Genomic DNA, 18,252 nt, shown 5'->3' with positions numbered 1-18,252 from the left:
CTTCATGCAATCCACCGTGACCACCAAGCTGCACGCCACCACCAGGCTCCGGACCGGCGCTCCGGCCCCCGGGTTCACGCTGACCGACTCTAAGGGGCGCCGGATTTCCCTGGCCGACTACCGCGGCAAAAACGTCGTTGTCTACTTCTACCCCCGCGCCGCCACCCCCGGCTGCACCACGCAGGCCTGCGACTTCCGCGACAGCCTTGCCGCCCTCCAAGGCGCGGGCTTCGAGGTCCTGGGCATCTCCCCCGATGCACGGGAGGCCCTGTCAGACTTCGCCGCCGAGCATGCCCTGACCTTCCCGCTGCTCGCGGACGAGGACCACGCCACAGCCCTGGCGTACGGAGCCTGGGGCGAGAAGCTGGTGGACGGCGAAGTCCGCGAAGGAAMCCTTAGGTCCACTGTGGTGGTCGGTCCCGACGGGAAMGTGGTCGTGGCCCAGTACCAGGTCAGCGCGCAGGGCCACGTGCGGGCTCTCCGCGAGGAGCTGGGCGTCTAAGCGCCGGACGCCMGCTCCGCGCCGCGTTCGGTTTTCTGCCACGGTTCCGGACAGGGGCGCCGCGGATCCGCGGTGCGGTCGTCCGATTCCGCCGCGAATTTCCGAAGACGCCGCACGTTCCGTCACGGGCGGCCTAGAAGAGGGCGCCCGTCACGGCCTGCGTCAGCTGATGGATCACGTCGGTGCGTTCCGGGAGGTCGCTCAGGCTCTGACCCTTGGTGTAGATGACCAGCGCGTAGGCCGTGCCGTCCTTGGTGAGGATGCCGGCGTCGTGCAGTTCATCGTCCAGGAGCCCGTACTTGTGGAACACCGTGATCCCCTCCGGCACGGCGGCGGGAATGAGCGTCTCGTAGTTGGTGTCCTGCATGTAGGACAGCAGCTGCGCGGTGTCCTCGGCGTTGAGGAGCGTTCCGGAATAGACCCCGGACAGGATGCCGGCCATTTCCGCCGGGGTCAGCGTGTTGGTTTCCGGATCGTAGGTCACGCCCAGCGACGCCGYGTAGTCCGTCAGCTCCTCGTGACCCACGGCATCCATGATCAGCGACCACGAGTCGTTGTCGCTCTGCTGGATCATTTCGCGCAGCTGGAACCCTGCCGTGTAGTCGCCCAAAGGGTCATCGAGGCTGGCGGCGCCGGTTTCGACCAGGTGATAGTAGGCCGCGGCGGCCAGGACTTTGGCGGTACTGGCCGCCACGAACTGCTCCCGGACCCCGTATTCGTGGACGTCTGCGGGGTCCGCGCCGGACGACACGTCGACCAGCGCCACGCCGATCTGATACTGGCTGTTGGCGTCGATAATGGCCTGGATTTTCGCGTCCAGTGCGGCGTCGACGGATCCCGCCGCCGCGGCGGATGCCGGGGCCGACACGCCGGGACCGGCCGACGACGAAACACTGCCGGCCGCCGGACTGGCAGCGAATGCTCCCGCGGCGGCCGTCGTCKTGCGTGCCTCCGCGGCTGAGAAGATGCCGGGACCCAGCGCGATGGCAAGGACTGCGGCACAGGCCGCCGCGATCAGGGTCCGTAGCCGGACGGCCGCCCGACGAGGTTTGCTGACCGTCGCGGGCCGGGGTCCGATTCGTCGCTGGCGTGGCGTGTGGTGTTCCATAGTTGCTTCAAACTAGCCACGGCACCTATGCCGGAGCTATGAAAAAGCTGTCACCGTGCACCGGACCCGGCGCAGCTGGGGGCGCCGACGGGCGTTGCCASACGGCGGAATACAGCCTGCACCACCGGTGTTGTGCACCACAGACCCGTTGTCTCCCTGTCCTGAAGGATCCTCATGAACGCCAATCCGACCGTCAAGCTCCAGCCCGGCACCCCGGCCCCGGAATTCACCCTTCCCGATGYCGAGGGCAAGCCCGTGTCCCTCGCCGACTACCGCGGCAAGAACGTCATTGTGTATTTCTACCCGCAGGCCGCCACCCCCGGCTGCACCACCGAGGCCTGCGACTTCCGCGACAACCTCGCGTCCCTGCAGGGCTCGGGCTACGAGGTCCTGGGTATCTCCCCCGACGCCCCCGAGGCCTTGGCCCACTTCACCGGCGACTTTGCCCTGACCTTCCCGCTCCTGGCCGACGAGGACCACGCTGTCGCCCTCGCCTACGGCGCCTGGGGCGAGAAGCTGGTCCACGGCGAGGTCACCGAGGGCCTCGTCCGCTCCACCGTGGTGCTGGACCCCGAGGGCAAGGTGAAGCTGGCACAGTACCAGGTCAAGGCCCAGGGCCACGTCGCGGCGCTGAAGGAAGAACTGGGCGTCTAACCTTCCGCGGCCGGTTCGGGCGTCCGACCGTCCGCGCCCGGCACCCCGGGCGTCTAACCATCCCCGCCCGGAGGTTCCGGATGCGCGCCGGGCGGTTCTCGCTGCGGTTTCGGAGCATGGCTGCAGAATCGGACACAGKCAGCGCGGATCCGCGGCACGCCAGTCCGACGTCGTCGCGCCGGTCTGAAACCGCCGCGGAAGAGTTCTCCACATCCGCCCCGGCGGTGGTTGTCCGGCCCAGCCTCACAGGCCACCATCGGGGCATGGAACTACCACCACTGATTCTTAGCAGCGACCTTGCGCGGCTCGGCCAGGACGCGCGGGGTCTTGCCCGGCAGGCGAAGTCCGGGCAGCTCCGGCGGATCCGGCAGGGCGTCTACGTGCGGGCGCAGGACTGGGAATTGCTGACGCCGTGGGACCGGTATCCGGTCCTCATCYGGGCGGCGGCGTCCACGTTGAAGAGCCGCACCATCTTCTGTCGCCAGTCTTCCGCCGCACTGTGGGACATGCCGCTGCTGKGCCACGGCCAGCTGGTGCACGCATGCACTTTCGACGACGGCGGTGGCCGCTCGCGCGCGGGGGTCCGGCGGCATTTCGTCGATTTGGACTCGGCACAGATCGAGGAGCGTCACGGGCTCCTGGTCACGGACCGCGTCCGGACAGCCTTGGACTTGGCCGCCTTCGAATCGTTCGAACAGGGAGTCACGGTATTCGACCACGTCCTCCGGCCGCAGACTGACAATCTGGCACCGCTCAGCCGCGAGGAACTCCACACCGGCATCGACGGCAACTACACAAAAGCGGCAGCCCGGCGAATCCGGACAGCCCTGGATTTCGCTGATCCGGCGTCCGGCTCCCCCGGCGAATCGGTAAGCCGCGCCCTGATGCACCGGCTCGGCTTCCGGATTCCCCTCCTTCAGGTCGAAATCCGCGACGCCCGCGGGCTGGTCGCATTCACAGACTTTGACTGGCCCGAGGAGCAGCTGTGCGGCGAATTCGACGGACTCGTGAAGTACCGCAAGGCGGAGTTTCTGCAAGGCCGGACACCCGCTGAGGCCCTCACCGATGAGAAGCGCCGGGAGGACCGGATTCGCGCCACCGGCCGACGCGTGATCCGCTGGACGTGGTCGGAGCTCTCCAGTCCCGGGAAATTTGAGGCGTTTCTGGCCACGGCAGGCGTTCCGCGGCAGACTCTCCCGTCCTGCCGACGCTGATCCTGCCAAGCTTCCGGGAAGGCGCTACGGAATCCGACACGGGCAGCGCGGATCCGGGCCGCGCTCCGGACGGTTTTCGCTGCGGTTTCGGACCACGGCTCCGGAACCGGACGGATGCATCGCGGATCCGGGCCGCATTCGACCGATGGCGACGCGCCAGTCCGAAAACGGCGCGAAAACCCGGCTAATTGGCGCTGGGCCGGTTGTTGGGTCTGGCTGCCGGTCCGAAAACGGTGCGAAAACCGGCCGGMTTCCTACACCTTGGTCCCGGCCACCACCGTGGCGGTGGACCGGAGCTGGATGGCGCCGTCGTGCTCATAGCGGCCCAGCAACGCGAATACGTCCGAGCGGATCAAAGCCCGAGACCTCTCGTCCGCCTTGGCGAGCCCCATCGCCACTGTGGTCGCGATGTCCGTCATGAACTCCCAGTAGCTCTCGGGGGATTCGAACACGAGGTCGGTGCTGACCTTGCGCTCGGTCACGTCCGTGAGCCCTGCGTCCGTGAACATCTGCGTCATGAACCCGGCGGGTGCACAGCGGAAAAGCCCCGGAGTCCCTGCCGGCGCAAGGGGCAGCTCGCGGTGCCGGGCAATCGTGCCCAGGATCAGGCTGGCCCATGGGTTCTCGGCGGCGCGTCCCCAGACGACGACGCCGACCCGGGCGCCCGGCTTGGCGGTGCGCGCCATCTCGCGCATGGCCGCGGACATGACCGGAAAAAACATCAAACCGAAGCGGCAGTACACGGCATCAAACGTGTCGTCAGCGAAGGGCATGGCAGCAGCGTCGCAAACCTTGAAGTCCAGGTTGTGCAGGCCCMGGGTCAATGCCTTTTCTTCGGCCACGCGGAGCATACCGGCGGAAATGTCAGCGAGGACCACACGCCCGTGCGGCACCTGCCCTGCCACATTGAGTGCAGGTTCCCCCGTGCCTGCCGCGACATCCAGCACCCAGGAGTTGGGGCGCAACCGGAGCTCCTCGAGCAGGGCGTCCCCGAACGGCGCATGCCAGTCKAGCAGTTCAACGTCCCACTTCTTCCAGCCCGCCGAGAACTCATCCCAGAGCAGGCGCTGCTGGTCACGAACGCGGTCGGCTGAGGCTAACATGGCGGATCCTTGGCTCGTCTGTTCCTAGCCCTAGTCTGCTCCCGGAACGGGTCTCCGGCAATGAGTCGAAGGGCAGTAGGCTTAACGGCATGTCTTCCCACGAAACCCCCGGCACCGCAGGCACCGAACCCCACGGGGAGTCAGCCCCCGGCAGCGTCCCGGAGCGACGCGAGGTCACCGTCCGGCGGGCGCCGAAGTACGTGCCGTTCCTGATCCTGGGCGGGCTCGTAGGCGTCGTTGCGGCGGCCATCATCGCCTACGCCCTCCCGGGTGATGCCAGCTACGACAGCGGCTCCGTTTTTGGTTTCTTCATGGTCCTTTGCGCGGCCGGCGGCGTCATTCTGGGTGCCGTGGCGGCCCTGGTGCTGGACCGGATCAGCGTCCGCCGCGCCGGGCGCGCCGTCGTCGAGTCCGTTCCRGACTCGACACCCGACGCCGACGGCGAGAACCGCGCCTGAGCCGCGCCTGAGCCTGCCGGCAGGTCATAAACMGGGCGCCGGAAAAGTCTTAGCGCACATCGTGAGATAATCGACCAGTGGCACGCGGCGATGGAAAACTTTCTCATGATCTTCTCCCAGGCGAAAAAGGCCCTCAGGACGCATGCGGCGTCTTTGGGGTCTGGGCACCCGGTGAAGAAGTAGCAAAACTTACCTATTACGGGCTGTATGCATTGCAGCACCGTKGTCAGGAGTCGGCTGGTATTGCAACCAGCGACKGCAAGCGGATCAACGTCTACAAAGACATGGGCCTCGTATCCCAGGTCTTCGACGAGGCTACGCTGAACACCCTGACCGGGCACCTGGCCGTCGGCCACTGCCGCTATTCCACTACGGGTGCGAGCCACTGGGCCAACGCCCAGCCCACCTTGGGCGCGACCTCCACGGGCACCGTGGCGCTGGCCCACAACGGCAACCTGACGAACACGGCCGAGCTCAAGGCCATGATCACGGACCGCAACGGCGGAAACCTGAGCGGCGAAATGAAGCAGGGCAACACCTCGGACACCGCCCTGGTCACGGCGCTCCTGGAGGGTGAAGAGGGCAAGTCCCTCGAACAAACCGCCCTGGAGCTCCTGCCCAAGATCAAGGGCGGCTTCTGCTTCGTCTTCATGGATGAGGGAACCCTCTACGCGGCCCGCGACACCTACGGCATCCGCCCGCTGTGCCTCGGCCGGCTGGAGCGCGGCTGGGTGGTCGCCTCCGAGCAGTCAGCCCTGGCCACGGTCGGCGCGAGCTTCATCCGCGAAATCGAGCCCGGCGAATTCATCGCGATCGACGAGGACGGCGTCCGCTCCCAGCGCTTCGCCGAGGCGACCCCGGCCGGCTGTGTCTTCGAATACGTCTACCTTGCCCGCCCGGACGCCGCCATTGCCGGCCGCTCGGTCTATGAATCCCGGGTGGAGATGGGCCGCCAGCTGGCCCGCGAGAACACCCAGGAAGCGGACATTGTCATTCCGGTCCCGGAATCCGGCACGCCCGCCGCTGTGGGCTACGCCGAGGAATCCGGCATCCCGTTCGCGCACGGCTTMGTCAAGAACGCCTACGTGGGCCGCACCTTCATCCAGCCGTCGCAGACCCTGCGGCAGCTCGGCATCCGGCTCAAGCTCAACGCCCTGGAATCGGTGATCCGCGGCAAGCGCGTCGTGGTGGTGGACGACTCGATCGTCCGCGGCAACACCCAGCGCGCGATCGTCCGGATGCTTCGCGAAGCCGGCGCCGCCTCCGTGCACGTCAAGATCTCCTCGCCGCCGGTACAGTGGCCGTGCTTCTACGGCATCGACTTCGCATCCCGCGCCGAACTGATCGCCAACGGCGCCACCATCGACGAGATCTCCCAGGCGATCGGCGCCGACTCGCTGGCCTACATCTCCGAGGACGGCATGATCGCCGCCACCCGGCAGCCGCGCGAACGCCTCTGCACCGCCTGCTTCACCGGCAAGTACCCGATCGAGCTGCCCGGCGCAGACAAGCTCGGCAAGAACCTACTCGAGCGCACGGACCTCGGCGGTCTTCCCGCCGCCGGCGGAGCTGCTCCCGGAGCGGACGCTTCCGCGCCGGCTGCTCCGKCGGATGCCGCGTCCGGCGGCCCGGACGCCCCCGACGCCGAACCCGGCACCTCGATCTCGGACGACCCGGCCRAGAAGGCCGGCGCCACGGGCTGCGATCCGGGGCCGGACTCCGAATTCGAAGAACTGCTCACCGATGCCGACCGCGTCACCAAAGCCGACAAGAAAGAGCCAGTATGACTTCCGCCTCCCCGGCCGCTGACATGAACGCCGCCCAGAACGCCGGCATCACCTACGCCTCCGCCGGCGTCGACGTCGAAGCGGGAGACCGCGCCGTCGAACTCATGAAGGATGCCGTGAAGGCAACCCACAACGCCTCGGTGATCGGCGGCGTCGGCGGGTTCGCAGGTCTTTACGACGTCTCCCGGCTCCTGACCTACAAGAGGCCCCTCCTGGCCACCTCCACCGACGGGGTCGGCACCAAAGTGGCCATCGCGCAGGCCATGGACATCCACGACACCATCGGGTTTGACCTCGTCGGCATGGTGGTGGACGACATCGTCGTGGTCGGCGCCGAGCCGCTGTACATGACCGACTACATCGCCTGCGGCAAGGTTGTGCCGGAACGTATCGCGGACATCGTCCGCGGCATCGCGGCCGCCTGCTCGGTCGCCGGTACCGCACTGGTGGGCGGCGAGACCGCYGAACACCCCGGCCTGCTCGGCGAAAATGAGTACGACGTCGCCGGTGCAGCCACCGGCGTGGTCGAGGCCGACGCCCTGCTGGGCCCGGACCGTGTCCGCGCCGGCGACRTCGTGATCGGCATGGYCTCCTCGGGCCTGCACTCCAACGGCTACTCCCTGGTCCGCCGCGTCATCAACCACGCAGGCTGGGCCCTGGACCGCCAGGTCTCCGAACTCGGCCGCACCCTGGGCGAGGAGCTCCTGGAGCCCACCCGCGTCTACGCCGCCGACTGCCTGGACCTCGCCCGCACCTTCCCGGTGAACGGCTCCGCGGGCGRCAAGGCCGTGCACGGCTTCAGCCACGTCACCGGCGGCGGCCTCGCGGCCAACCTCGCCCGCGTCCTCCCGCAGGGCCTGCTGGCCACCGTTGACCGCGCCACGTGGGAACTGCCGGCCATCTTCAAGCTGGTCGCCGAGCTCGGCAACGTCCCGCTGGCCGACCTCGAGCGCACCCTGAACCTGGGCGTGGGCATGGTCGCCATCGTTTCCCCGGAGGCCGCCGACGCCGCCGTGAACCGGCTCAACGACCGCGGCCTGCCGTCCTGGATCATGGGCACGGTGGAGGAGAACTCGGATTCGATCATCAAGTCCGGCCCCGACTACGTCCAGGGCGCCAAGGGCGTCGACGGCGGCGCCGTCCGCCTGGTCAACGCCTACGCCTAAAGGCCCCGACCCGACGTCGAGTGCTCCTCCCCACCGGCTCCCTCGCCTCGCAAGCTCGGCCAGGGAACCCTGCCGGCGTGGGCCCAAACTGCCGTTTTGAGACCTGAAAACGGCAGTTATGGAGCACTCGATGCGCTTAAGCCGCGGCCCTAAACCTCCAGCAGGCTGAAGACGCCGCCCTGCGGATCCTGGATCGTGGCGATGCTGCCGGCCTCCTCGGCGTCCTCCGGCTCAATCAGCACGACGCCGCCCGCGGCCACCGCCGCCTTCACTGCTTCCGCGACGTCGGACACGCCGAAGTAAACCTGCCACCCGGGCTGCAGGGTGTCCCGCGCATCGCCCGGGACCCGCGCGATCCCGGCCACCTCGGTGCCGTCCACCATGAGCGTTGTGTACGTGCCGCCGTCGTCCTGGGGGTATTCGGTCACCTCATGCCCGAAGATCTGCTGGAAGAACCCGACGGCGGCCTGCGGCTCGGGCGTCAGGAGCTCCGCCCATGCCAGGGCTCCGGTCTCCTGGCTCCGGGCAGCTCCGAAGTGGCTGCCGGCCTGCCAGGCACCCGTGGTTCCGCCGCCGGGCGGGGCKAAGAAAACCATGACGCCGGTGTCGCCGACGGCCTCGGGACCGAACTCAAGATGCCCGGAGGAATGGGCCAGTTCGGCAGCCAGGTCCCGGGCGTCGTCGGTGGCGAAATACACGTTCCAGCAGCCCTGTTGACCCGCGGACTCCTGCGGCGTACCCTGCGGTGAGTTCTGCGGGGCGATGACGCTCACGAGGTCATCGCCGAGGAAGGCCTTCGCATAACTGCGTCCGTCCGGGGTGGGCAAGTTTTCGTAACGCCAGCCGAAAACGTCCGCGTAGAAGGCCTTCGCCGCCTCCACGTCGCCGGTCTGGAGGTCGGTCCAGCAGAGCTCGCCCTCGGCGAATCCTGTGCGCATGGTCATGGCTGTCCTTCCGGGCGTCGGCGTGGTGTCCGGGAAAATCCGGCACGATCAACGTAGCCCGGGGCCCCGGCGGTGACAACTGCGCGGCGTCGCGACGTGGTCCGCCCGGGGGCTTAAGAAAAACCGCCGGCCACGCCTGAAGCACAGGTRTGGCCAGCGGCCTGAAAATCTATGGTTGGCACCGCAGTGCCGGAAGGTTCCCCCCGGACAAAGCTCCCGGGAGGAAGCGTCGACTAACCAATCCGACGGGTATCTACCTCGTCGTCGTCGTCTTCCAAATCGTCCGCGTACTTATCCACATACGCCGAATAATCCGGCTCGACCGGGTCATCCGTGAAGTGGTTCGTGGCACGACTTCCCGGGCCCGTGAGCTCGCGCTGAAGGGCCGAATAGTCAGTGTTCGGGGAGTAGTACTTGATGTCCCGAGCCTGCTTGGTAGCTTTTGCCTTTTGACGGCCGCGCCCCATGGCGTGACCCCCTTTTGTACTTGGACCGGAGGTGGTCACCTTTGGCGATCGGTGAGGCCCCGGAATGTTTGGTCAATTTGTCGTACACCTAGATTACATGCTTTCGGCGTCAACTGCTTGCCGGCCCGTCCCCTGTGGACAGTGTTGCGCCCCCGGAAGCCGCCGTCGCAGCCCCCGGCGTATGCGCCCCGACCCGCTTCTTCGATAGAGTTTCGTGATGTGCGCCCGGAAAAGGGTGACAATGCCGGGCCTCCAGCCCCGGCAAAGATGCACGGAAGTGGTGAATTTCTCAGTGACTGAAGAGAATCCAAGGCACGACGCCGGGTCCGTCCCGCCGCCGCCTTCGAGGCTGCCGACGTCCGCCCTGCCCGTTGTGACGGCCGACCCGGAAYGGACCGCGACATCTGCGGCGGATAGGACCGCCGGGCCGGCCGGGGCGCCCCGCACTGACGACCCCGCGGCCACGAAACCCTCCACCGCCAACCGCCTGTCCGCGAAGCTCCCAGGCGTCAGCCTCGCCGGCATCTCCTCAGCAGTCTCAGACACCGCACGCCCCCTCGCCCGCCGGATCCGCCGGMAAGGGCCCAAGCGGCTCGGTGTCGCCGCGGCCGTGCTCGTCGTCCTCGGGCTTCTGGTGTGGTGGGCGGTGGCCTCGTTTGCCGGCAGCGCCCAGCCCTCCGCGGATAGCAGCAGCCMGGCCTCCGCAACCTCGTCGGCGTCGGCGTCGGCCCCGGCCAGCCGMGGGGCCTTGCCGCTGGAAGGCGTCAATCCCCTGGACTTCCAGTTGCGTGACTGTTTCAAKGACTTCGACCCGAATGCCGATCAGTCCACGATCGTGGACTGCTCCACCGGCCATTCGRCGCAGTTAGTCGCCGTGGAGAGGTACGCAGCAGATGACTCCTACCCCGGCCGGGATGCCCTCAAGCAAAAGGCGCGCGATGCCTGCAAGGACGCACCCCTGACGGACAAGGCCGGCGACTACGCGCTGAGCTACAAGCTGGCCTACCCCAGTTCGAGCAGCTGGAACAAGGGCGACCGCCGGGTGGACTGCTATGCCGTGACGGACGGCGGGAACGTCATCATGGAGTCCCTGCTTCCCTAGAGCCCCACCCCGCCCTGGCTTGGCGTGGCCTTAGCGAACCGGGCTTAACSCACTGGCAGCCGGGACGACCCGGCTGCCAGCGGCGTTTAACTTACGGTTTCCGGMGGCGCCTACTCCTTGCGCCGGACCGAGAGGCCGCTGCCGGTCGACGCGCCGCCGTCGGGCCGGTCCGTGACCGCCGGGCCGCCCATGGTGAGTTCCATGAGGTCGGGCGCGGTGTCCACCACAACCGTGTCGCCGTCGGAGATCTCGCCGGCCAGGATGGCTTTGGCCAGCCGGTCGCCGATCTCGCGCTGCACCAGCCGGCGCAGCGGACGGGCGCCGTAGGCGGGGTMGAAGCCGGTTACCGCCAGCCATGCGCGGGCGCCCTCGGTGACTTCAAGGTTCAGCCGGCGGCCCTTGAGGCGTTCGCCCARCTCCTTGACCTGCAGCTCCACGATCCGGGACAGCTCCTCCACGCTCAGCGGATCGAACAGCACCACTTCATCCAGCCGATTCAGGAACTCGGGCTTGAAGGAGGCGTGCACGGTGGCCATGACGGCGTTCTTCTTGGCCTCGGCGTCGAGGGTGGGGTCCACCAGGTACTGGCTGCCGAGGTTCGAGGTGAGCACCAGGATCACGTTGCGGAAGTCCACAGTGCGGCCCTGGCCGTCGGTGAGACGTCCGTCGTCGAGCACCTGCAGGAGAATGTCGAAGACCTCCGGATGGGCCTTTTCCACTTCATCGAGCAGCAGCACCGAGTAGGGCCGGCGCCGGACGGCCTCGGTGAGCTGGCCGCCTTCTTCGTAGCCGACGTACCCGGGAGGGGCCCCGACGAGGCGCGCCACGGAGTGCTTTTCCGAGTATTCGGACATGTCGATCCGCACCATCGCGCGCTCGTCGTCGAAGAGGAAGTCGGCGAGGGACTTGGCGAGTTCGGTCTTGCCGACGCCCGTAGGACCGAGGAACAGGAACGAGCCGGTGGGCCGGTTGGGATCGCTGATTCCGGCGMGGGCGCGGCGCACGGCGTCGGAGACCGCGGCGACGGCCTTCTTCTGGCCGATCAGCCGCTCGCCCAGGACGTGCTCCATGTCCAGCAGCTTCTGGCTCTCGCCCTGCAGCATGCGCCCGGCGGGAATGCCGGTCCAGGCCGAAATGACCTCGGCGATGTCGTCGGCGGTGACTTCGTCGGCCACCATGAGATCCTGCTTGGCGCCGCCGCCGGCMACCCGGGCCGACTCCGCCTCAGCGGCTTCATTGAGTTCCCGCTCGAGGGCGGGCAGTTCGCCGTAAAGGATGCGCGAGGCCGCCTCGAGGTCGCCTTCGCGTTGGAACTTCTCGGCGGCGGAGCGCAGTTCGTCGATCCTGGCTTTGAGGTCGCCGACGCGGTTCAGGCCGGCCTTCTCGGCTTCCCAGCGGGCGTTGAGGGCGGCCAGCTCTTCATTTTTGTCCGCCTTGTCCGCCCGGATCGCGGCGAGCCGCTCCACCGATGCGGGATCGGTTTCGTTGGCCAGGGCCAGTTCCTCCATGGTCAGGCGGTCCACTGAGCGTCGCAGCTGGTCAATCTCCTCCGGGGCGGAATCGATCTCCATGCGCAGCCGGGACGCTGCCTCGTCCACGAGGTCGATCGCCTTGTCCGGCAGCTKCCGCCCGGAGATGTAGCGGTTGGAGAGCGTGGCGGCGGCGACCAGGGCGGAGTCGGCGATGGCGACCTTGTGGTGGGCCTCGTAGCGCTCCTTGAGGCCGCGCAGGATGCCGATGGTGTCCTCCACGCTCGGCTCCCCGACGAAAACTTGCTGGAAGCGGCGTTCCAAGGCGGGATCCTTCTCGATGTTCTCGCGGTATTCGTCGAGAGTGGTGGCGCCTATCAGCCGKAGCTCGCCGCGGGCCAGCATGGGCTTGAGCATGTTGCCGGCGTCCATGGAGCTGTCCCCGGAGGCACCGGCCCCGACCACCGTATGGATMTCGTCGATGAACGTGACGATCTGGCCCTCGGAGCTCTTGATTTCCTCCAGGACGGCCTTGAGCCGCTCCTCGAATTCGCCGCGGTATTTGGCGCCGGCCACCATGGACGCAAGGTCCAGGGCGATCAGGGTTTTGCCGCGCAGGCTTTCGGGGACGTCTCCGGCGACGATCCGCTGGGCAAGTCCTTCGACGACGGCGGTCTTACCCACGCCGGGTTCGCCGATGATGACGGGGTTGTTCTTGGTGCGGCGGCTCAGGACCTGGATGATGCGGCGGATCTCGGCGTCGCGGCCGATCACCGGATCCAGCTTTCCGGAGCGGGCGATCGCTGTCAGGTCGGTGCCGTATTTCTCCAGCGCCTGGAAGGTGTTTTCCGGGTCGGCATTGTCCACCTTGCGGTCGCCGCGGACCCCGGGCAGGGCCGCGAGTAGGGCCTCGTGGGAGGCGCCGGCGTCGCGCATGAGCTTGCCGACGGCGTCACTTCCGGACGCCAGCCCCAGCAGCAGGTGCTCGGTGGAGACGAAGGTGTCGCCGAGGCGTTCGGCCTCGTTCTGGGCATTCTTGATGGCCTGCAGGGCGGTGCGGGACAGCTGTGGCTGCTGCACAGAGCTGCCAGAGGTGGACGGAAGTGACTTGATGGCGGAGCTGGCCTGGACGCTRACGGAATCCGGGTCCGTGCCCGTGGCGCGGAGTAGTGCGACGGCAACGCCCTCCCGCTGATCMATGAGCGCCTTGAGCAGATGGGCAGGTTCGAGCTGCGGGTTTCCCGCCGTCGAGGCGTTCATGGCGGCGGCCGCAAGAGCCTCCTGGCTCTTGGTAGTGAATTTGGCGTCCAAAGAGAGCTCCTTTCGGGAACATGCTGATATTAAAGTTGAGTGTACTCCGCTCAACTTTGCATTAGGTCCCTTTGGGTCCATRTTTGCCGACGGCGAAACAGCTGTCTAGGGCCGGAGTCCCCGCTGGCACGGGCCGCGCTGGACCGCGGGGCCGGTGGCCGGGGGCCCGGGGTGCGGGGGCCCGGGGTGCGGGGGCTGCGGGGGCGGGACCGCACATCTGGGACCCTGACCGCTGCTGCCACGGAACATGCTCTCCCCCGTCCGCCAGGAATGGACATAATCCCACTATGTCCACTGTTCGAATCCAGGAATGAACATGTCCCATCCATCCGGGCGCGAAAAATGAGCATGGTCCCGGATTCGGGGCTGGGAATGAGCAGGTCCCCCCAAGCCAACTCAGCCCGATGAGCATGCCTATCGTTCGAATCAAAGACTGGACATGCCCAATCCACCCGGGCGCGAAAAATGAGCATGCCCACAGGAGCCCGCATCCAGAATGAGCATGGCCGCCAAGGTCGGCACGAAGAATGAACCGGTGCGCCGCTCCAGGGTCGGCCAATGAGCATGTCCGGTGCCCCTCGACGCGCGGCAAGGGATGGCTTAGTGCTCCTGAAGCTGGTCGGTAACGCCCTCGCCCTCCGCACCGCGTTGAAGGCTGGACATCTCGCCCCCTAGCACCGTTTGACAGCGGGGCATGTCCTCCGCTGACGCTCGTGACTGCGGGACATGCCCGCGGCTGACCTGCACGAGTGGACATACTCCCCTCATGCCCGTTCGTGGACCTCAAAACTGGACATGTCCACGGCTGGGTTAGGCGACCACTGGACATGTCCTCCGCTGGGGTAGGCGACCGCTGGACATGCCCCCCGCAACCAGGTCCAGACGCGGGGCATGTCCCCCGCAGCGGAGCTTGGCGGACCGCCGCTGGGCCTGGCAGAACTCGGCAGGGCCAGCCCGCTGGCAAGGCCAGCCCGCCGGCAAGGAGTACCCGGCCGGGAAGGAGCGGCACGGCGGCCGGGTCCCCCAAGGAACCAGCCGCCGGGCCAATCACTCCCACCTCCAAAGCTTGTCATATGCTTGACAGAATTGTCACACGACGCTCCGGGGCGCGCGGAACCTCGTCGGTATTGTGGAATCCATGAACGAGACGTCGGCACCGCAGAATCCCGGGCACCGGAGTGTCTTCCTGGACAAGGAACACCCTGCCGCTTGGCGCGCGCTCAACGGTCTGGGCCTGAAAGCCAAAGAAGCCGCCACAGAGGCCGGCCTGGACGGGAAGCTGATCGAGCTGCTCAATGTCCGCATTTCACAGATCAACGGCTGCGCCTACTGCCTGGACCTGCATGTGGGCGATGCCGTCAAGAACGGCGAGTCGGCCCAGCGCCTGGCTGTGCTCCCCGCCTGGCGCAACACCGCACTCTTTTCCGACAAGGAACGGGCCGCCCTGACCCTGGCGGAGGCCATCACGACCATCTCCGACGCCCACGCCCGCGACCGCGAGGGCGCCCAGGCCCGCAAGCACCTGACAGCCGAGGAGTTCTCCGCCGTCAGCTGGCTGGCGATCACGATGAACGCGTTCAACCGTGTCYCCATCGTCAGTMAGCACCCGGTGCGCGCCGCCCGCGGCTAACCGGCCCGCGGCTGACCGGCGAGATCGGCGCGGCCAGCCGGCACCCGGTCCGCGCCGCCCTCGGCTAACCGGCCCGCGGCTAACCTGCCCGCGGCTGACCGGCCCGGGACTGACCGGCACCAACCACCAACCACACCCTGCCAAGACAACAACCTACGCCGGGTAGATKGACACCGCCGCGGCCTTGACCACGAAGTAGGCCTCCAGCCCCGGCGCCAGGCCGAGGTCGGCGGAGGCGGCCGGCGTAATGTCGGCGGCCAACTCGCCGGCGCGGACCCGGATCTGGTCCCCGTGCGGCTCGAGGTCCGTAAGCCTCACCCGGAACGAGTTCCGCGGGCTGCCGTGCGCTTCGGAGAGGAACACGGACACGGCGGACGGCGGGAACGCGGCCACGCCTGCCTGCCCTGGGACCAGCGGTGCATCATGCTGGCCGGCAAATTCCAGCCCCTCGGGCGACCGGATACCGGCGGCGGTAACGGTGCCGGTCACGAGGTTCAGCCCGGCGAGACCGGCGGCGAATCGGCTGCGCKGGCGCTGGAGCACCTCGCGGACCGGGCCCTCCTCGGTGATCCTGCCCTCTTCCAGGACGATCACCCGGTCGGCGAGCATGTAGGCGTCCAGGACGTCGTGGGTGACAATGACGGCCCGGCGCCCGGCGAGGACGCGCCTGAGCAGCCGACGCAGCAGCGGCGCGGCGTGGATGTCCAGGGCCGCCATGGGTTCATCCAGGAGCAACATCTCGGGGTCGGCGGCCAGCGCTCGTGCCACGGCCACCCGCTGTGCCTGGCCTCCGGAGAGTTCCCCGGGCCGCCGGGACGCGAGGTCGACGGCGTCGACTTCGGCCAGCCAGTGCCGCGCGGTTTCCCGGGCCGCTGCCTTGGCCACGCCGGCGCTGCGGGGGCCGAAGGCCACGTTGTCCAGCGCGCTCAGGTGAGGAAACAACAGCGGCTCCTGGGCCAAGAGGGCGGTGCCGCGCCGGTGGGGCGCCGTCCAGGTGTTMGTCGCGGGACCGAGGTCGAACAGGACCTTGCCGTCCACGTCGCCCCTCCCTGCGTCCGGCCGGAGCAGGCCCGCAATGACTGACAGCAGCGTGGACTTGCCGGCCCCGTTGGGACCCAGCACGGCGACGGTTTCCCCCGGCGCCAGGCTCAGGGACACGTCAAAGCCGCGGGCGGCAATGGCGGCGTCAATTCGGACACTCACGGCGCCACTCTCTCCGGCGCCGGCTCCGGCGCCCCGTCCCGCGMTGCGCGTTCAGTCCCGCTGGGTCCGCGCCCGCCGGCCGCCCCGGGGCGCCGGTACGACAGCCCGACGACGGCGACCGCCACGGCGACAAGAAGCAGGGACAGCGCGACGGCGGCATCGGCGTCGGTCTCGCGCTGCAGGTAGATTTCCAGCGGCAGGGTCCGGGTGACGCCCTGCAGGCTGCCGGCAAACGTGAGCGTGGCGCCGAATTCGCCAAGGCTGCGCGCGAACGAAAGCACGGCGCCGGAAGCCAACCCGGGCAGCACCAGGGGCAGGGTTACGCGACGCAGCACCGTGGTGGGGCGGGCGCCCAGAGTCGCGGCGACGGCCTCGTACCGGCTCCCGGCCGAGCGCAGCGCCCCTTCAAGGCTCACCACCAGGAACGGCAGCGCGACGAAGGTCTGGGCGAGGACCACCGCCGTCGTCGAAAAGGCGACCTGGATACCGGCCAGTTCCAGCGAKCGGCCGAGCAGACCCTGCCGGCCAAAAGTGTAGAGCAGCGCGATGCCGCCGACGACGGGCGGCAGGACTAGCGGCAGCAGCACGAAGGAGCGGAGGAGCCGCTGACCGCGGAACTGCCCGCGGGCCAGGACGAGGGCCAGCGGCACGCCCAGCACGATACACAGCACCGTGCTGGCCGCGGAGGTGCGCAGGCTCAGTCCCAGCGCGGTCAGGGACGATTCCGACGTGACCAGCGGCAGGAACTCCGCCCAGTTGATCTTCGCGACGATGGCGGCCAGGGGCAGCAGGACAAACAGGGCCCCCGCCGCGGCGAGGACGTAGATCCAGCGCGGGACACCCTGATAGCCGTGCCTCATGCGCGTCTCACGGTGTGCCGAACCCGGCATCGCTCAGGACCTTTTTACCTTCGGCACCGGTGACTAGTGCATTGAAGGCCGCGGCCAGTTCCTTATTCCTGCTGGAACCGACTGTGGCGATGGGGTAGGTGTTGATGACCTTGTCCGCTTCGGCGAAGGGAATCCCCTTGACCTTGTCACCGGCAGCCTTGACGTCCGTGACGTAGACGATGCCCGCGTCKGCCTMGCCCGAAGTGACTTTGCCCAGGACGTCGGTGACGGAGGATTCCTCGCTGACCGGTTTCAGCGTCACGCCGGTGGCTTTCTCGACGGCGGCGGTGGCGGTACCGCAGGGGACCTGGCCGGCGCACACCACCACCCGAACCCCGGGACGGGCAAGGTCGGCGAAGGACGCGATCGAGGCCGGGTTGCCCGGCGGGACGGCGATCGCCAGGACGTTGGTGGCGAAATTCGCGGCCGCACCGTCCAACAGTCCGGCATCAGCGAGCTTGGCCATGTTCTTGGTGTCCGCCGAGGCAAAAACGTCCGCGGGGGCTCCTTGGCTGATCTGGGTGACGAGATCGGATGACCCGGCGAAACTCAACGCCACTTTGGTGCCCGGGTGACTTTCCTCGAAGGTGGTGGCGAGTTTGGTGAAGGGGGCCTTCAGCGATGCTGCAGCGAACACGGTGAGAGTCTTCCCGGAGTCACTGGCMGCGGAATTTTGGCCGGTGGTAGCGGCGCAACCGGCGGCGGCAGCGGCCATGGCTGCAGTCATGGCGACGGCGGCGATCTTCGTGCGGAGACTCATGCGAGGCTCTTTCCCTTGGGCGTTTCAATGATCACTGTGGTGGCCTTAACGACGGCGGTGGCKACGGAGCCGAGTTCCAGCCCGAGGTCTCGCACGGCTTCGCTGCTCATCAGTGACACGACGCGGAAAGGCCCGCACTGCAGCTCCACTTGCGCCATCACGGTATMGGCCGTAATGGCGGTCACGAGTCCCAMGAAACGGTTGCGGGCGGAGCTGCCCACCCGGGCAGGGTCCTCCGGAAGCTGGGCCTGTTCCCGGGCGAGCTGCGCGAGCTCGAGGCCGTCCACGGCCAGCCGGCCGGAATCATCCTTGAGCGGGGTCAGGCTTCCTTGTTCGATCCAGCGCCGGACGGTGTCGTCACTAACGCCGAGAAAGCGGGCTGCTTCGGAGACGCGAATTTTGGGCATAAGTCCATACTATTCCTCATATGCGGTTTATTCACTGAGAAATATCCGCATAGGCAGACTTCGTGCGCCGGATGTGG

At 67.8% G+C, this 18,252-nt stretch carries 17 protein-coding genes; 8 read left to right on the top strand and 9 right to left on the bottom strand.

Annotated features, from left to right (window positions below; genetic code table 11):
* Positions 1-4 precede the first annotated feature (4 nt).
* Entirely contained in the window at positions 5-502 is a 498-nt protein-coding gene (bcp, locus tag AC1DBQ_RS04665) for a thioredoxin-dependent thiol peroxidase (protein WP_476927388.1), read from the top strand.
* 133 nt (positions 503-635) lie between these two features.
* Here bcp (AC1DBQ_RS04665) and AC1DBQ_RS04660 read toward each other — a convergent pair whose 3' ends face one another.
* Entirely contained in the window at positions 636-1,610 is a 975-nt protein-coding gene (locus AC1DBQ_RS04660) for a serine hydrolase (RefSeq protein ID WP_476927387.1), read from the bottom strand.
* Between the two features lie 174 nt (positions 1,611-1,784).
* Between AC1DBQ_RS04660 and bcp (AC1DBQ_RS04655) the strand changes: the two genes are divergently transcribed.
* A complete protein-coding gene (gene bcp, locus AC1DBQ_RS04655; RefSeq protein WP_476927386.1) occupies positions 1,785-2,264 on the top strand; it encodes a thioredoxin-dependent thiol peroxidase in 480 nt (159 codons plus the stop codon).
* 263 nt (positions 2,265-2,527) lie between these two features.
* Positions 2,528-3,478, top strand: coding sequence for a hypothetical protein (locus AC1DBQ_RS04650; protein ID WP_476927385.1), 951 nt, complete (start codon positions 2,528-2,530; stop codon positions 3,476-3,478).
* 254 nt (positions 3,479-3,732) lie between these two features.
* Here AC1DBQ_RS04650 and AC1DBQ_RS04645 read toward each other — a convergent pair whose 3' ends face one another.
* The gene (locus AC1DBQ_RS04645; protein ID WP_476927384.1) at positions 3,733-4,581 is read right to left on the bottom strand and encodes a class I SAM-dependent methyltransferase; all 849 of its coding nucleotides are present in this window, start codon (positions 4,579-4,581) and stop codon (positions 3,733-3,735) included.
* Between the two features lie 89 nt (positions 4,582-4,670).
* Between AC1DBQ_RS04645 and AC1DBQ_RS04640 the strand changes: the two genes are divergently transcribed.
* From AC1DBQ_RS04640 to purM, 3 genes are all read left to right on the top strand, one after another.
* Positions 4,671-5,039, top strand: a complete 369-nt coding sequence (locus AC1DBQ_RS04640; protein ID WP_476927383.1) for a hypothetical protein — start codon at positions 4,671-4,673, stop codon at positions 5,037-5,039.
* Between the two features lie 77 nt (positions 5,040-5,116).
* Positions 5,117-6,826 carry an amidophosphoribosyltransferase gene (purF, locus tag AC1DBQ_RS04635; RefSeq protein ID WP_476927382.1) on the top strand — a complete coding sequence of 570 codons (1,710 nt, stop codon included), beginning with the start codon at positions 5,117-5,119 and terminating at the stop codon, positions 6,824-6,826.
* Positions 6,823-7,992 (top strand): phosphoribosylformylglycinamidine cyclo-ligase, encoded by a 1,170-nt coding sequence (purM, locus tag AC1DBQ_RS04630; RefSeq protein WP_476927381.1) that lies wholly within the window; start codon positions 6,823-6,825, stop codon positions 7,990-7,992. The genes purF and purM overlap by 4 nt, the downstream gene beginning before the upstream one ends.
* A 149-nt stretch (positions 7,993-8,141) precedes the next feature.
* Here purM and AC1DBQ_RS04625 read toward each other — a convergent pair whose 3' ends face one another.
* Both AC1DBQ_RS04625 and AC1DBQ_RS04620 read right to left on the bottom strand, forming a co-directional pair.
* Positions 8,142-8,936 (bottom strand): VOC family protein, encoded by a 795-nt coding sequence (locus tag AC1DBQ_RS04625; RefSeq protein WP_476927380.1) that lies wholly within the window; start codon positions 8,934-8,936, stop codon positions 8,142-8,144.
* A 233-nt stretch (positions 8,937-9,169) separates the two neighbouring features.
* Positions 9,170-9,403 (bottom strand): DUF3073 domain-containing protein, encoded by a 234-nt coding sequence (locus AC1DBQ_RS04620; RefSeq protein ID WP_116767215.1) that lies wholly within the window; start codon positions 9,401-9,403, stop codon positions 9,170-9,172.
* 292 nt (positions 9,404-9,695) lie between these two features.
* On the opposite strand from AC1DBQ_RS04620, the gene AC1DBQ_RS04615 reads away from it, so the two are divergent.
* Positions 9,696-10,505, top strand: coding sequence for a septum formation family protein (locus tag AC1DBQ_RS04615; RefSeq protein ID WP_476927379.1), 810 nt, complete (start codon positions 9,696-9,698; stop codon positions 10,503-10,505).
* Between the two features lie 110 nt (positions 10,506-10,615).
* Here AC1DBQ_RS04615 and clpB read toward each other — a convergent pair whose 3' ends face one another.
* A complete protein-coding gene (clpB, locus tag AC1DBQ_RS04610) occupies positions 10,616-13,285 on the bottom strand; it encodes an ATP-dependent chaperone ClpB (protein WP_476927378.1) in 2,670 nt (889 codons plus the stop codon).
* A 1,138-nt stretch (positions 13,286-14,423) separates the two neighbouring features.
* Here clpB and AC1DBQ_RS04605 point away from each other — a divergent pair.
* The gene (locus tag AC1DBQ_RS04605; protein WP_476927377.1) at positions 14,424-14,915 is read left to right on the top strand and encodes a carboxymuconolactone decarboxylase family protein; all 492 of its coding nucleotides are present in this window, start codon (positions 14,424-14,426) and stop codon (positions 14,913-14,915) included.
* A gap of 153 nt (positions 14,916-15,068) precedes the next feature.
* Here the strand turns inward: AC1DBQ_RS04605 and AC1DBQ_RS04600 are convergent, their stop codons facing one another.
* From AC1DBQ_RS04600 to AC1DBQ_RS04585, 4 genes are read right to left on the bottom strand one after another with little or no spacing between them, the layout of a single operon-like run.
* Positions 15,069-16,118: a sulfate/molybdate ABC transporter ATP-binding protein gene (locus tag AC1DBQ_RS04600; protein WP_476927376.1), complete on the bottom strand. Its 1,050-nt coding sequence runs from the start codon at positions 16,116-16,118 to the stop codon at positions 15,069-15,071.
* On the bottom strand, positions 16,115-16,978 hold the full coding sequence (locus tag AC1DBQ_RS04595; protein WP_476927375.1) for an ABC transporter permease: 864 nt from the start codon (positions 16,976-16,978) through the stop codon (positions 16,115-16,117). Before AC1DBQ_RS04595 ends, AC1DBQ_RS04600 begins: the two co-directional genes overlap by 4 nt.
* 7 nt (positions 16,979-16,985) lie before the next feature.
* Positions 16,986-17,768: a molybdate ABC transporter substrate-binding protein gene (gene modA / locus AC1DBQ_RS04590; protein WP_476927374.1), complete on the bottom strand. Its 783-nt coding sequence runs from the start codon at positions 17,766-17,768 to the stop codon at positions 16,986-16,988.
* Positions 17,765-18,175: a TOBE domain-containing protein gene (locus AC1DBQ_RS04585; RefSeq protein WP_476927373.1), complete on the bottom strand. Its 411-nt coding sequence runs from the start codon at positions 18,173-18,175 to the stop codon at positions 17,765-17,767. Before AC1DBQ_RS04585 ends, modA begins: the two co-directional genes overlap by 4 nt.
* Positions 18,176-18,252 lie beyond the last annotated feature (77 nt).

It is taken from the genome of Arthrobacter sp. 10T413_2, assembly GCF_056394205.1.
The sequence above is the reverse complement of the archived record's forward strand: the minus strand, read 5'-3'. Positions and strand labels throughout refer to the sequence as shown.

Bases quoted from the DNA above. Each gene is read 5' to 3' on its own strand.
- AC1DBQ_RS04620 (WP_116767215.1), bottom strand. From the start codon at position 9,403: ATGGGGCGCGGCCGTCAAAAGGCAAAAGCTACCAAGCAGGCTCGGGAC.